The organism is Tropicimonas sp. S265A (assembly GCF_049800835.1).
Classification (GTDB): Bacteria; Pseudomonadota; Alphaproteobacteria; order Rhodobacterales; family Rhodobacteraceae; genus Dinoroseobacter.
The window spans coordinates 200,264-213,299 of record NZ_JBNAFU010000002.1 but is presented as its reverse complement, the minus strand read 5'-3'; the positions used below and the strand labels follow the sequence as shown (position 1 = coordinate 213,299).

The following is a 13,036-nucleotide window of genomic DNA, read 5'->3' as shown; positions in this document are numbered from 1 at the left end:
TTCGCCTGTATCCGCCTAGGGCTTGAGAAGCCGTGCGCGCAGGTCCGTTTTCAGAACCTTGCCATAGTTGTTCTTTGGAAGCGCCCCCAATGAAAAGTAGGCTTTGGGGCGCTTGAAGCGAGCGATGTGGTCAAGGCAATGGGCATCAAGGGCGGCGGGGTTCAACCCCGCGTGCGGCGCCGGGACGATGAAAGCCACGACCTCCTCCCCCCATTCGGGATGGGGGCGGCCGACGATTGAAACCTCAGCTACATCCGGGTGCGTGAGAAGCGCCTCTTCCACCTCGCGGGGATAGATGTTGGACCCGCCGGAAATGATCATGTCCTTGGACCGGTCGACCATGGTGACATAGCCGTCTTCATCCATCCGGCCCATGTCACCGGTCCAGAGCCACCCGTCGCGGATCGTCTCAGCCGTTGCGTCGGGTCTGTTCCAGTACCCCGGCATCACGCCCGCGCCGCGCACCGCAATCTCGCCGGTCTGCCCCGGGGGAACCGGGCGGCCCGCGCCACCCAGAATGGCCACTTCGGTGACGGTTTGCGCCACCCCGACGGAGGCCAACCGCTCGCGCCAGCGCGGATGGCTGCGGTCGGCGACGTCATGGCGGCTCAGCGCGGTGATCGACATCGGGCATTCGCCCTGCCCGTAGACCTGCACGAAACGCGGGCCGAGCGTGTCGACCGCATCGAGGATATCGGCCAGGTACATCGGCCCGCCCGCATAGACGCAGGTCTTGATGCCGTCGCCGGTTTCCCCGGCTGCCTTCGCGTGATCGATGAGGCGGCGAACCATGGTCGGTGCGGCGAAAAAAGAAACGTTTTTCAAAGCCTTGGACAGGCCGAAAATCTCAGCCGGATCAAATCCGCCGCTGTTGGGGACGACGTGACGCGCACTGCGGATGACGTGCATGAAGTTGTAGATACCCGCACCATGGCTCATGGGCGCGGCATAGAGGATCGCGTCCTCGGCCTGCACGTCGTCGACATCTATGAAGTAGCTGAGCGTCATGGCCGCGATGTTGCCCGCCGAGATCATGACGCCCTTGGGTTTGCCGGTCGTCCCGGACGTATAGAACAACCACAAGAGGTCATCGCGCGCGATCGGTGCGGGAGCCGTCATTGGCGGGAAACTCGCCATGGTCGCGTGTTCGGGGCTGCCGGTTCTGACACAACCACACGGCGAGCCGGCCTCCGCGAGGCCTGCGGCGAGGTCCGGCGAGACGAAGCACAGCGCCGCCTGCGCATCCGACAGGATCCACGCGGCTTCCTTGGGGTGGAGTTTGGAATTGATCGGGATGGCGGCGGCGCCGGTGAACCAGATTGCATACATCACGCGCAGGGTGTCGGTGCTGTTCGTCATGAAGAGCCCGACGCGTGCCCCCGCCCCAATCCCACGCGCCGAGAGCCCGGCGGCAAGGCAGGCCGCCTCCTGCGCGAAGGTGGCGTAATCCGACTCGACCCGGGTGCCGGTCATCAGCGCGGGCGCATCGGGTGCGCGCGTGGCGGTGCGTGTGAGCCAAAGTGCCGGGTTCATGTGCCGTGCCTCCCCGACCCGGAGGTTAGCGCCCCGGCAACCAGGTGGCCAGCGGCGGGAAGGCGATAAGGAGCGCGACCAGCACGAGCGAGCAGAAGATGAACGGGATCGCGGCAAGATAGATGTCACGCATCGTCGTGCCAGGGGGGGAGACGCCCTTCATCACGAACAGCAGCAAGCCGAATGGCGGGGTGGTGAAGCTGATTTCCAGCGCGAGCAGCATGATCAGCGCGAACCAGATCAGATCGAACCCAAGCGAGTCGGCGAGCGGAAAGAAGATCGGGACCGTCAGCAGCATGATCGAAATCTGTTCCATGAACATTCCCAGGATCAGCAGCACGCCGAACATCGCCAGAAGCATCCAGATCGGGTCCAGGTCAAACCCGGTGGCCCACGCGATGAGGCCGCGCGACGCGCCGGAAAACGCCAGAAGCTGGCTGAACGTGGCCGACCCGAAGACGATCATGTAGGCCATGAGTGTGACCTTCAGCGCACCTTTGACCGATTTATAAAGCGCCTCCACCGTCAGGCAGCGGAAGACGGCGGCAAGGGCGATCACGCCCAGCGCGCCGAAGGCGGCGGCCTCGGACGGGGTGACGATACCGAAGATCATCAGCCCGATGCAGACGACCATCACACCCACCATGGGCACCACGTCGCGCAGGATCAGCAGCAGTTTTGCACCGAGCGTGATGGGGGTCACGTCGTAGGGCGGCGCGGCAGCCGGGTCGAGCTTCGTCTGCACCCAGATCATCGCGACGTAGAGCCCGGCGAGGATCAGACCGGGGATGACCCCTGCAATCAGCAGCGCGCCTACATCGATCTGGGCCAGCGTGGCCAGAAGCACGGCGAGGGCGGAGGGCGGGATGATGATTGCGAGGCCCCCGGTTCCGAGGATCGGGCCGATGCTCATCTTCTTCTTGTACCCGCGCGCGGTCATCTCGGGCACCATCAGGCTGCCCAGTAGCGCGGTGGAGCCCATGGACGATCCCGAGAGTGTCGAAAACCCGGTGCCGCCCAGAACGGTGACGTAGCTGAGCCGCCCCGGCAGACGCCCAAGCAACCGGTCAATGGCATTGAACATCCGCCCGCCGAGGCCGGTGTGAAAGAACACCTCCCCCATCAGCAAAAAGAGCGGGATGGGCACCAGCGCATAGGTCGTCAGCGCCCCGAGCCCGTTGTTGAGAAGCTGCACGACCCCGCGCTCGCCCCCCATGAACACCCAAGCGCCGAGGATGTTAGCCGCCAGAAACGCAATCGCCACGGGCATGCCGACCGCCATCAGCGCGACAATGGCCCCAAGCAGTAGGGCGAGCGCCTCAAACCATTCCATTACTCGTGAATTCCCGCTTCACCGGAGTGCAGCAGGTCACGCCCGAAGACGAACCGGCCGAACTCAATCGCCATGCAGCCAAAGGCCAGAGGGAAGGAGATCGTGAGAATCCAGCGTGGGAAGAAATACGCGCGCACGTCGAAATCGCCGCGTTCCAGATTGGTCATGGCCAGTTCTGCGCCCTTCCACGCAAGCATGGCGCAGACCAGCACGCAGGCCGCCGCAACGGTGCGGCTGACCACAGCGCGCGTGGCAGGTGGCAGTGCGGCGGTGACCAGCTCGATATGCACATGACCCTTTTCGCGGACAAGCCAGGGTGCGCCCAGCATGGTCAGGTAGAGGATGCTGTACTCGGCGGAGGTAAAGAGCCATGCAAACGGCTGCACCCCGAAATTGCGCATCACCACCGACGTGATGGTCGACACCATCAGCCACACCAGCCCCGCCCCGGCAAGGATCGCCATGCCGTAGATCAGACTGTCATAGAGGGTTTTGAGGATGCGCATTCCGGGGTGTCAGGTGGGGCGGCGCGGGCCGCCCCGACCAGGATCAGTCAAGCGACGGATCGTAAAACAGCTCGATCAGGCGATCGTAATTCGCCGTCCCGCCGGGCTGGTCTGCCATCAGGCCTTCCATCCGCTCCCACGTCTTTTCGCGGGCGGCGGCGAGGTAGCGCGCCTTTGCTTCGCCTTCCAAAGACACAACCTGCATCCCTTGTTCCTCAAGTGCTGCGAAGTCTTCATCCCGCTTGGCGCGCAGGGCTTCGACGGACGCCGCCTCATGCTCGATCGCAACCTCTTGCAAGATCGTCTGCGCTTCTGCGCTCAGGCTGTTCCATTTCTCAAGGTTCACGATGACGCCGAGGTCGGTGGAGAAGAAGTTGGGCTCGATCCGGTAGTTCAGGAACTCGTTCCATTTCAGATCAATCAGGCCGATCTGGGTCCAGCCGGTCGCGTCCACCACGCCCCGCTCAAGGGCAGCGTATACATCCGTGGTCGGCAGGTCGATCACCTGTGCGCCAAGGTATTCGGTGAAAAACGCGTTGTAGACCGCGTTGCCGCGCAGCTTCAGGCCGGCGACATCAAGATCGCCATCATCGGTGAACTGCGGCTCGTCCCGGGTCCAGAGGTTGTAGGTCACGCCGCTGTCGAACCAGCCGAGGTATTTCAGGCCCATCTTTTCCTGATGAATCTGGTCGATCAGGTCGGTCCCGCCATTGGCGCGCGTCTCAATCGCGGTGAGGTTGGAGGCCACCATCGCATCCTTCTCAGGTAGCGCGCCGCCATAGAAGGAGCCCGGCGTGTAGACCATGTCCACGATGCCGTCGCGCACCGCGTCGGGCTGCTGGAACATGCCGATGGCCTCGGGCCCGCCGCGCACTTCGATCTGCACGACCCCCTCGCCGCGTTCGTTCACCTTGTCGACGAACTCCAGAAAGCTCTGGGTGTAGATCAGCGTGGTCGGAAAGGCATGGACTGCTGTTACCGTCTCGGTCGCCTGCGCGCTGCCTGTCACGGCGATGCCACCCGCCATCAGGGCGCCCATAATGCTGTGCTTCATCTCTTTCGCTCCTTTTTCGAGGCCTCGGGCCCCACTCCCTGTTTTCGGCGCGCTTGAGGGGGCGCCTGCCCTCGCCACATATCCGTGGTCTATTCGGTGATAACCGGGCGCGGCCAGGCCCAGTCGCGGCCTGCGCGGTCGGCGCTGCGAAAGGCCGCTATTTTGCCGGCCCAGGCCTTTGTCATGTCGATATCGTCCCAGCCTTCGATGAGCTTCTGCTGCCAGACCGGGTCAAGATCGAAGGCGGTCTGCCGGTTGCCGACCGTGATGCGCAGTTCTTGCAGATTGACGGTCACGTCGTGGGTCGCGCCACGCAGCGTCTCTATCGCGTCGGAGTCCAGCCGGATCGGGGCCAGCCCGTTGTTGACCGCGTTGGCGGAAAAGATATCGCCGAAGCTCGGCGCGATCACCGCGCGGAAGCCCGCATCAACCAGCGCATAGACCGCCGCTTCGCGAGACGAGCCGCAACCGAAATTCCGTCCCGCGACGAGGATGGAGGCACCGGGGGCTGCGTTGAGCGGGAAGTCTGCGCGCGGCTTGCCTGCCGGGTCATGGCGCAGATCGTAAAGCAGAAAATCGCCATAGCCCGCCGCGCGGGGTTGCGACATGAACCGGGCCGGGATGATCTGATCGGTGTCGATCCCATCCTGCGGCAGCGCCACGGCGCGCCCGGTATGGGTGGTCCAGCCGGTCATGCGACTGCCCGCCCGGACAGCAGTTGGCGCACATCGGTAATGGCCCCCGTGACAGCGGCGGCGGCGACCATGGCCGGGCTCATCAGGTGCGTGCGCGCGCCCTGCCCTTGCCGGCCCCGGAAATTCCGGTTGGTGGTCGAGGCGCAGCGCTTGCCCGGTGCCACCAGATCGCCGTTCATGCCGACACACATGGAACAGCCTGCTGCGGCCCAGTCGAGCCCTGCGGCGGTGAATATCCGGTCGAGCCCTTCGGCCTCTGCCTGCGCCTTGACGGCCATGGAGCCGGGCGCGACAAGGCCCGGCACACGTGCGCGGCGGCCTGCCAGAACGGCGGCGGCAGCACGCAAATCCTCGATCCGGCCATTGGTGCAAGACCCGATGAACACCTGATCCACCGGCGTGCCCGAAAGCGGCATTCCGGACGTCAGGCCCATGTAGTCAAGGGCGTCGGGGTCCTTGTCCGGCACGGTCGCATCGACCGGCACCGCCTGATCGGGCCGCGTGCCCCATGTGACCACGGGCGCGATTTCCGCGGCATCCAGCGTGACCTCCTGCGCGAAGGGCGCGTCCGCATCGGAGTGCAGTCGAGCCCATGCTGCCTCGGCGCGCTGCCAGGCAAGACCCTCGGGCGCGTGCGGGCGGCCCCGGACGTATGTGCGCGTGACCTCATCCGGGGCGATCATGCCGAACCGCGCGCCGCCTTCGATGGAGAGGTTGCACAGCGTCATGCGCGCCTCCATCGAAAGCGCCTCGACCACGGGGCCCGCGTATTCCACCGCATGGCCGCGTGCGCCGTCCGCCCCCAGTCGGGCGATCCAGTTTAGCGCGAGATCCTTGGCCCCGACACCCGGGCCAAGCCGCCCGGTGAACCGGATACGCATGGCGGGCGGCTTTGTCTGCCAGATGGTTTGCGTGGCAAGGACATGGGCAACCTCCGTCGCGCCGATCCCGAAGGCCAGCGCCCCGAACGCGCCGTGGGTGGAGGTGTGGCTGTCGCCGCAATTGATCAAAAGGCCCGGCAGGGTCAGGCCGAGCTCTGGCCCGATGACATGGACGATGCCCTGGCGGGGGTCCGACAGACCGAGAAGCGGGATACCATGGGTTGCCGCGTTTGCCTCCAGCCGGGCAATCATCTCGCGGATCTGGGGTGTTGCCCCGCCGCCAGCGCGGTTGCGCACTGGCGCGTAGTGGTCGGCAACGGCGAGCGTGAGGTCCGGCTCGGCGACCTTCACGCCGCGTTCGGACAGTTTGGCGAAGGCGTGGTGGGAGCCTTCGTGGACAAGATGGCGATCGACCCAGAGCAGGCTGAAGCCATCGGCGCGGCGCGCGATCTGGTGGCTGGCCCAGAGCTTGTCGAGCAGGGTCCGCGGCGCAGTCATTCGGCGGCCTCCGCACTGGGGGGCGCGCCGATCACGGGTTGCCAGTGGCGGTCGCCGTCACTGCCCACCCGGCAGAGGTCCATATCGAGGCGGTAAAGGTCGGGCCGGTAGAGCGCGGATAGGTACTCCACCCCGCCGCCCGCGGCATCTCGCACCACGCGCGTCAGCGACAACAGCGCGGACCCCACGGCGACATTCAGAGCGCGCGCGACTTCGGGTGTGGCAAGGGCCGCCGTCACCGATTGGTGGGCGCCATCGATCTGCACGCCGGAACGCTCCAACAGCCGAAAGAGCGGCGTGGTGGCCAGATCGGCCTCGGAGTAGTTGGCGGCGATGGCCTCCGGAACATGAGTCGTCAGGTGCGAAAACGGTGTGCCGCCGATCAACCGGACCCGTTCCGCCGTCTGGACCCGCGCGCCCGCATCCAGCCCCAGCGCAGTGGCCACCGGTTGCGGCGGGTGGCCGTAGCCAAAGGACAGGAGCCGGGCTTCGGTGCGCTGCCCGATCTCTACCAGTTGCGGCATCAATGATGCCAGGTCGCCGGATAAGGGAACGGCTTGCGCCCCCGGGTCGCGCACCAGACTGCCAGCCCCAAGGCGCTTTTCGATCAGCCCGTCGGCGGCCAGCGCATCGAGCGCGCGGCGGATGGTGACGCGGCTGACCCCACATTTCTGAGCAAGCCGCGTCTCCCCGGGCAGGATAGCGCCAGGCGCGTGGGTGCCGCGCGTGATCTCGTCGCGCAGCTGCAAATACGCGCGCCGCGCCTTGCCCCCGTCGGGCAAATGAGAGCCACCGGGTGTCGCCATCGACAGTCCTGCCTTTCCCCAAACCCTTTCCCGCTTGGCGCATCAGGTAGCGCGCGCCACCGCTCCGCCAAGAAATTGCATCGCTTACTATACACTTTTCTGATCTGTGGGATAAGTAAACCTGTATTATTGATAGTACAGGTTGAGGGAGGAGGGACCCCGATGCCGCAGGCCGAAGACATCGTGCGCGCGTTTCTGACCGCACTGGAAACCCGCAACCTGGAGCAGGCCGCACACCATTTGGCGCCGGGGTGCGTGATGACGTTCCCCGGCGGTGTTCGGATGACCCGGCTGGACGATCTGGTGGCGTGGTCCAAACCCCGCTACACGCGGATCCGCAAGGCCTTCGAGGGGTTCGAGACGCTTCAAGCTGCTGACAATCAAGTGGTTTATTGCCGCGGCACGCTGTCAGGCACGGGAACTGACGGACGCAGTTTTGACGGCATCCGGTTCATTGACCGGTTTGAGGTCAGCGGTGGCCTGATCACCCGGCAAGATGTCTGGAACGACATGGGCGAGGTCCGCGCACATGTCTGAGATCGACCCGATCACACTGGCCGTTCTGGCCGGGCGCATGGAACAAATCGCAGACGAGATGGATGCAACCCTGTTTCGCGCCGCTTTCAACCCGATCATCGCGGAGGCGCATGACGCCTCTCACGGGATATACGATGCGCGCACGGGCGACACGCTGGTTCAGGGGAAATCCGGCCTGCCGATTTTCGTGGGCGTCATGGCGGCGGCAGTGAAGGCCGTGATCAACCGCGCCGCGGCATCCGGCGGACCGCAGGATGGCGATGTCTGGATCTTCAACGATGCGCATATCGGCGGCACGCACCTGTCGGACATGCGCCTGGTGCGCCCCTATTTCCACGAGGGCAAACTGTTCTGCTACCTCGCCTCGGTCGGGCACTGGCACGACCTGGGCGGTGCTGTTCCGGGCAACTACAATCCAGCAGCTACTGAGGTGTTTCAGGAAGCGGTCGTGATCCCGCCTGTGCGCCTGGTGCGCGGTGGCGTGTTTCAGAACGATATCCTGGACATCATCCTGCGCAACACGCGGCTTCCGGCCTCCGCCCGCGGGGATCTGAACGGGCAGTTGGGTGCGCTTGATCTGGGCGTGAAACGGATGGATGCGCTGCTTGATGAGTATGGCTCGCCGACCGTCGCAGGCGCGCTGACGGCCCTGACCGACCGGGCCGAAACCCTGATGCGGGCGGAAATTGCGAGCCTGCCACAAGGGCGGTGGGAGGCGGAGGATTTCCTCGACAATGACGGGATCAGCGATGTGCCCCTGCCGATCCGCGTGGCGTTTGAAGTTACCGGAGACAGGCTGGTTCTGGACTTCACCGGCACGGCACCCGTTACACGTGGACCGGTCAATATCGCGCTGCCGACGACGATTGCCACGGCCTATGTCGCGATCAAGCATATCTTTCCGAGCCTGCCCGCCAATGCCGGGGTGATGCGGCCCATCGACATTCACATCCCCGAAGGCTCGCTCCTGTCGGCGGAATTTCCCGCGCCAACGGGCGGCTATACCGAGACGATTCTGCGCATGATCGACGTGATATTCTCGGCCGCCGCTCAAGCCGCACCGGACCGGGTGGTGGCCAATGCCTATGGCACGATCAACGCGCTGTCGATTGCCGGGCGACGGCCCGATGGCAGCCGCTGGGTGATGTTTTCCTTCTACGGCGGCGGCCATGGGGGCAGCGCGGACAGCGACGGGTTGAACCACGGAAATGCACCGATTTCCACGGCGACGATCCCGCCTGCGGAAATCCTTGAGGCGGCCTATCCGGTGATGTTCCGACAATGGGCGTTGCGCCCGGACAGTGCGGGTGCCGGTGCGCATCGGGGTGGTTTGGGGGCCGTGTATGAGATCGAACTGCTGGAGGAAAACGCCGAGGCGTTTCTGTTCGGGGAGCGGGGACGATTTGCGCCCAAGGGCGTGGCAGATGGCGGCGAAGCGGCGATGAACCGCTTTGCCTATGAACAGGACGACGGTTGGCACGAGCCACCACTCACATCGAAATTGGTTGGGATGACCCTTTCGAAGGGCCAGCGTGTGCGTCTTGAGACCCCGGGCGGGGGTGGATACGGCCCGCCCGGGGATCGCCCGCCCGAGGCTATCGCGCGGGATGTCGCGCTGGGATACCTGACACCGGAGGCCGCCACGCAAGCCTATGGTCCGGACTGGCAGGAGGTGCCCGCATGAGCACGCTGATCGGCGTCGACGTGGGTGGGACGTTCACGGATGTGTTCGTGCTCGACGCGGCCTCCGGCACGGCCCGCGTGGCGAAGGTGCCGACCTCGCGGCCCGATCAGTCAGGCGGTTTTCTGGACGGGATCGGGCAGCAGGTCGCAGATCTGGCCGGGGTGGCCACGGTCGTGCATGGCACCACCGCCGGAACCAACGCCTTGCTGGAACGCAAAGGGGCGCGGGTCGGCGTGATCACCACCGAAGGCTTCCGCGACGTGCTGGAGATGCGCCGCCGGGACCGCCGGGCAACTTGGGGGTTGCGTGGGGATTTCGACCCGGTTGTTCCGCGTGATCTGCGGCTGGAGGTGCCGGAACGGACACTGGCGACCGGCAGGGTGCACACACCGGTCGATCTTGAGGCCGTGCGTGCGGCCGCGGAAACGCTGCGGGATGCGGGTTGTAGCGCGGTCGCCGTCCTGTTCGTGAACGCCTATGCCAACCCCGACAACGAGGCCGCCGCGGTGGCTGCCGTGCGGGCGGTCTGGCCCAATGCGCATGTCACCGCGAGCCATGAAGTGTTGCCCGAATTGCGGGAGTTCGAACGGTTTTCGACCACCGCGCTCAACGCCTATCTTCAACCCGAGGTGGCGGGGTATCTGACCCGGCTTGATGACGCTCTGCGCGGGCAGGCTTTCGGCGGCGAGTTCCTGATCGTGCAGTCAAATGGTGGGGTGATGAGTGTTGAGACCGCCTCCGCCCGCCCGATCCGCACCGCGTTATCGGGGCCGGCGGCGGGCGTGATCGCCGCGGGCCATATCGCGCAGGCGGCAGGGTTTGCCAACGTGATCACCGGCGACATGGGCGGCACGAGTTTCGATGTATCGCTGATCGCGGAGGGGCAGACGGCGCTCAGCCCGCAAACCGCCATCGATTTCGGCATGGTGATCCGCGCGCCGATGATCGAGATCGCCACGATCGGCGCGGGAGGCGGGTCCATCGCCTGGGTCGACAAGGGCGGGCTGTTGAATATCGGGCCCGAAAGCGCGGGCTCCACCCCAGGTCCTGTGGCCTATGGGCAGGGCAACACGCGGCCCACGGTGACGGATGCGAATGTCGTGCTCGGGCGGATTGACCCCGACAACCCGATCGGAGGCAAGCTGGACCGGCTGGACGTTGAGGCCGCACGCGAGGCAATCGCGACCCACGTGGGCAAGCCGCTTGGGCTGGACCCCCTCGCCGCCGCCGAAGCCATTCTACGGGTGGCCAACTCGCGCATGGCGGGCGCGATCCGGCTGGTCAGCATCGAACGCGGGCACGACCCCAAGGCGTTCGCCTTCATGCCGTTCGGCGGGGGTGGCGCGCTGCATGCAGGCGCAATGCTGGCGGAGGTCGGGATCGGACGCGCGATCGTGCCACGTTACCCCGGCGTGACCTCTGCGCTTGGCTGTGTGATCGCCGACATGCGGCAGGATTTCGTGCAGACGTTGAACGTGGCACTGGCCGATCTGGATGCGGACGCGCTGGCCCAGACCGTGGCGGCGCATCTGGCGGACGGCCTGCGCCTGCTGGACAGTGCCGGATCCGCGTTCCAGGCGCGTGACGCGGTGATCAGCTTCGACATGGCCTATGCCGGCCAGACCCACACCGTCGATGTGCCGGTCTGGTCCGGTCCGGCAGCACACGCGCTTGCACCGACCAGTTCCGAGATCGCTGCCGCGTTCGAGACAGCCTACCTGGCCGCGTTCGGGCGCTTGCTGGACGGCGGTGTGGCCCGCATCCTGAACCTGCGGACAGCGGTGATCGGCAAACGCCCCAAGTTCGACCTGACCACGCTGGCACCGGAAGCGGAAGCAGATCTGCACACCGCACGCAAGGGGACGCGTCCGGTCTACTTCGACGGCGGTTGGCACGACACAGCCGTTCTTGCGCGGCTTGCGCTGCCTGTGGGCGCGCGGGTCGATGGCCCGGCCATACTCGAACAGCCCGACACGACGATCCTTGTGGAACCACAATTGCGGGCAGAGGTGGACCGGTTCGGCAATATCATCCTCAGTCCCAGGGAGGCCTCCGATGCAACTTGACCCGAAACGCACTGCGCTGCTGACCATCGACCTGCAAAACGATTTCCTGCACCCCGATGGCGCCTATGGCCGTGCCGGCCAGACCGCCGACAGTATCGCCGCCCTGCCGGCCCGGATCGCACCGCTACGCGATGCGCTGCGCGCAAGGGGCGGACACTACGTTTCGGCCCAGTTCACGCTGGTGCCCGGCCCCGGCGGCGAGCCACTGATCGCCCCGCATCTGAAGGCGCTGCGCCCGTTTCTGGGCAAGGGCGATTTCTGCCCCGGCGCATGGGGGCACGGGCTGGTCGAGGCTCTGGCCCCGGCGGATTACACCATCGAGAAGGTCGCCTATTCGGCCCTTTATCAGACGCGGCTGGAATACATTCTGCGCGCAGTGGGGATCGACACGCTGATCGTCGGCGGGATCGTGACCAATGGCGGTGTCGCCTCCACCATACGGGACGCGCATCTGCGCAACATCGAGACGATTCTTCTGTCGGATGGATCGGCCGCCTTCAAGCCCGAGGTGCACGACGCCACCTTGCTGTCGCTTGGAACCGTCACCCATGTGATGACCTGCGCCGAGGCCGAGGCACTGTTATGACCCTGCGACCGCGCCTTGCCCGGGAAACCATCCTCACAGCGCCGGGTGTCTATGACGCGCTGACCGCCAAGCTGGCACGCGACGCGGGGTTCGAAGCACTCTACCTGTCCGGCGCGGCGGTGGCCTACACCCGGCTCGGACGGCCAGATATCGGCCTGACCTCGGTCACGGAAATGGCCGAGACCATGGGCCTGATCCGCGACCGCGTGGACCTGCCGGTGATCATTGACGCCGATACGGGCTTCGGAAACGCGCTGAATGCGCAACGCACGATGCGGCTGTATGAGCGCGCGGGGGCCAGTGCCTTGCAGGTGGAGGACCAGACATACCCGAAACGCTGCGGGCACCTGTCGGACAAGTCCCTGATCCCGGCGGCAGAGATGGCGGGCAAGCTGCGGGCAATGGCGGATGCGCGCGCGTCGGACGACACGCTGATCATCGCACGCACGGATGCCATCGCCGTGGAGGGGTACGCTGCCGCGCTCGACCGGGCGGAGCTGTATCTTGAGGCCGGCGCGGACGTTCTGTTCATCGAAGCCCCTGAAAGTGACGCGCAGCTTTCGGCGCTGGCCGTACATTTCGCCGGCCGCGTCCCGCTGCTGGCCAACATGGTCGAAGGGGGGGCGACACCGATCAGATCGGCCCGGCACCTCGAAGCGCTGGGGTTTTCCATCGTGATCTTTCCGGGCGGGATCGTGCGCGCGCTGGCCCATGCGGCGGAGGCGTACTATGCCTCGCTGGCGGCGCACGGGAGCAATGCGCCCTTTGCAAACCAGATGTTCGACTTTGCCGAGTTGAACGCCCGCCTTGGCACGCAGGCCATGCTGGAGACGGGCAAACGCTACGGGGCGGAGTGA

The 13,036-nt window shown here is 65.7% G+C and carries 12 protein-coding genes; 5 read left to right on the top strand and 7 right to left on the bottom strand.

Annotated elements, in window-relative coordinates; genetic code table 11:
* Positions 1–15: 15 nt before the first annotated feature.
* The 7 genes from ACP15N_RS08630 to ACP15N_RS08600 form a co-directional block, all read right to left on the bottom strand.
* Positions 16–1,533, bottom strand: a complete 1,518-nt coding sequence (locus ACP15N_RS08630) for an AMP-binding protein (RefSeq protein WP_425091832.1) — start codon at positions 1,531–1,533, stop codon at positions 16–18.
* Positions 1,534–1,558: 25 nt separating this feature from the next.
* A complete protein-coding gene (locus tag ACP15N_RS08625; protein ID WP_425091831.1) occupies positions 1,559–2,866 on the bottom strand; it encodes a TRAP transporter large permease in 1,308 nt (435 codons plus the stop codon).
* Positions 2,866–3,372: a TRAP transporter small permease gene (locus tag ACP15N_RS08620; protein WP_425091830.1), complete on the bottom strand. Its 507-nt coding sequence runs from the start codon at positions 3,370–3,372 to the stop codon at positions 2,866–2,868. The genes ACP15N_RS08625 and ACP15N_RS08620 overlap by 1 nt, the downstream gene beginning before the upstream one ends.
* Before the next feature lie 43 nt (positions 3,373–3,415).
* Positions 3,416–4,399, bottom strand: coding sequence for a TRAP transporter substrate-binding protein DctP (gene dctP / locus ACP15N_RS08615; protein ID WP_425092115.1), 984 nt, complete (start codon positions 4,397–4,399; stop codon positions 3,416–3,418).
* Positions 4,400–4,515: 116 nt separating this feature from the next.
* The gene (leuD, locus tag ACP15N_RS08610; protein ID WP_425091829.1) at positions 4,516–5,121 is read right to left on the bottom strand and encodes a 3-isopropylmalate dehydratase small subunit; all 606 of its coding nucleotides are present in this window, start codon (positions 5,119–5,121) and stop codon (positions 4,516–4,518) included.
* Complete coding sequence (leuC, locus tag ACP15N_RS08605; protein ID WP_425091828.1) at positions 5,118–6,500, bottom strand: 3-isopropylmalate dehydratase large subunit; 1,383 nt, start codon at positions 6,498–6,500, stop codon at positions 5,118–5,120. Before leuC ends, leuD begins: the two co-directional genes overlap by 4 nt.
* A complete protein-coding gene (locus ACP15N_RS08600; RefSeq protein WP_425091827.1) occupies positions 6,497–7,306 on the bottom strand; it encodes a GntR family transcriptional regulator in 810 nt (269 codons plus the stop codon). Before ACP15N_RS08600 ends, leuC begins: the two co-directional genes overlap by 4 nt.
* Positions 7,307–7,468: 162 nt before the next feature.
* Here ACP15N_RS08600 and ACP15N_RS08595 point away from each other — a divergent pair, with 162 nt between their 5' ends.
* The 5 genes from ACP15N_RS08595 to ACP15N_RS08575 are packed head-to-tail and all read left to right on the top strand — an operon-like array spanning position 7,469 to position 13,036.
* A complete protein-coding gene (locus tag ACP15N_RS08595) occupies positions 7,469–7,843 on the top strand; it encodes a nuclear transport factor 2 family protein (RefSeq protein WP_425091826.1) in 375 nt (124 codons plus the stop codon).
* Positions 7,836–9,527, top strand: coding sequence for a hydantoinase B/oxoprolinase family protein (locus ACP15N_RS08590; RefSeq protein WP_425091825.1), 1,692 nt, complete (start codon positions 7,836–7,838; stop codon positions 9,525–9,527). The genes ACP15N_RS08595 and ACP15N_RS08590 overlap by 8 nt, the downstream gene beginning before the upstream one ends.
* The gene (locus ACP15N_RS08585) at positions 9,524–11,593 is read left to right on the top strand and encodes a hydantoinase/oxoprolinase family protein (protein WP_425091824.1); all 2,070 of its coding nucleotides are present in this window, start codon (positions 9,524–9,526) and stop codon (positions 11,591–11,593) included. The genes ACP15N_RS08590 and ACP15N_RS08585 overlap by 4 nt, the downstream gene beginning before the upstream one ends.
* Positions 11,583–12,179, top strand: a complete 597-nt coding sequence (locus ACP15N_RS08580) for an isochorismatase family protein (RefSeq protein ID WP_425091823.1) — start codon at positions 11,583–11,585, stop codon at positions 12,177–12,179. Before ACP15N_RS08585 ends, ACP15N_RS08580 begins: the two co-directional genes overlap by 11 nt.
* Complete coding sequence (locus ACP15N_RS08575; protein WP_425091822.1) at positions 12,176–13,036, top strand: isocitrate lyase/PEP mutase family protein; 861 nt, start codon at positions 12,176–12,178, stop codon at positions 13,034–13,036. Before ACP15N_RS08580 ends, ACP15N_RS08575 begins: the two co-directional genes overlap by 4 nt.

What these genes read in the sequence shown, in the direction of transcription:
- ACP15N_RS08585 (WP_425091824.1), top strand. Translation starts at nt 9,524, where the DNA reads ATGAGCACGCTGATCGGCGTCGACGTGGGTGGGACGTTCACGGATGTG.
- ACP15N_RS08600 (WP_425091827.1), bottom strand. Translation starts at nt 7,306, where the DNA reads ATGGCGACACCCGGTGGCTCTCATTTGCCCGACGGGGGCAAGGCGCGG.
- leuD (WP_425091829.1), bottom strand. Translation starts at nt 5,121, where the DNA reads ATGACCGGCTGGACCACCCATACCGGGCGCGCCGTGGCGCTGCCGCAG.
- leuC (WP_425091828.1), bottom strand. Translation starts at nt 6,500, where the DNA reads ATGACTGCGCCGCGGACCCTGCTCGACAAGCTCTGGGCCAGCCACCAG.
- ACP15N_RS08630 (WP_425091832.1), bottom strand. Translation starts at nt 1,533, where the DNA reads ATGAACCCGGCACTTTGGCTCACACGCACCGCCACGCGCGCACCCGAT.
- ACP15N_RS08580 (WP_425091823.1), top strand. Translation starts at nt 11,583, where the DNA reads ATGCAACTTGACCCGAAACGCACTGCGCTGCTGACCATCGACCTGCAA.
- dctP (WP_425092115.1), bottom strand. Translation starts at nt 4,399, where the DNA reads ATGGCGGGTGGCATCGCCGTGACAGGCAGCGCGCAGGCGACCGAGACG.
- ACP15N_RS08620 (WP_425091830.1), bottom strand. Translation starts at nt 3,372, where the DNA reads ATGCGCATCCTCAAAACCCTCTATGACAGTCTGATCTACGGCATGGCG.
- ACP15N_RS08625 (WP_425091831.1), bottom strand. Translation starts at nt 2,866, where the DNA reads ATGGAATGGTTTGAGGCGCTCGCCCTACTGCTTGGGGCCATTGTCGCG.
- ACP15N_RS08575 (WP_425091822.1), top strand. Translation starts at nt 12,176, where the DNA reads ATGACCCTGCGACCGCGCCTTGCCCGGGAAACCATCCTCACAGCGCCG.
- ACP15N_RS08595 (WP_425091826.1), top strand. Translation starts at nt 7,469, where the DNA reads ATGCCGCAGGCCGAAGACATCGTGCGCGCGTTTCTGACCGCACTGGAA.
- ACP15N_RS08590 (WP_425091825.1), top strand. Translation starts at nt 7,836, where the DNA reads ATGTCTGAGATCGACCCGATCACACTGGCCGTTCTGGCCGGGCGCATG.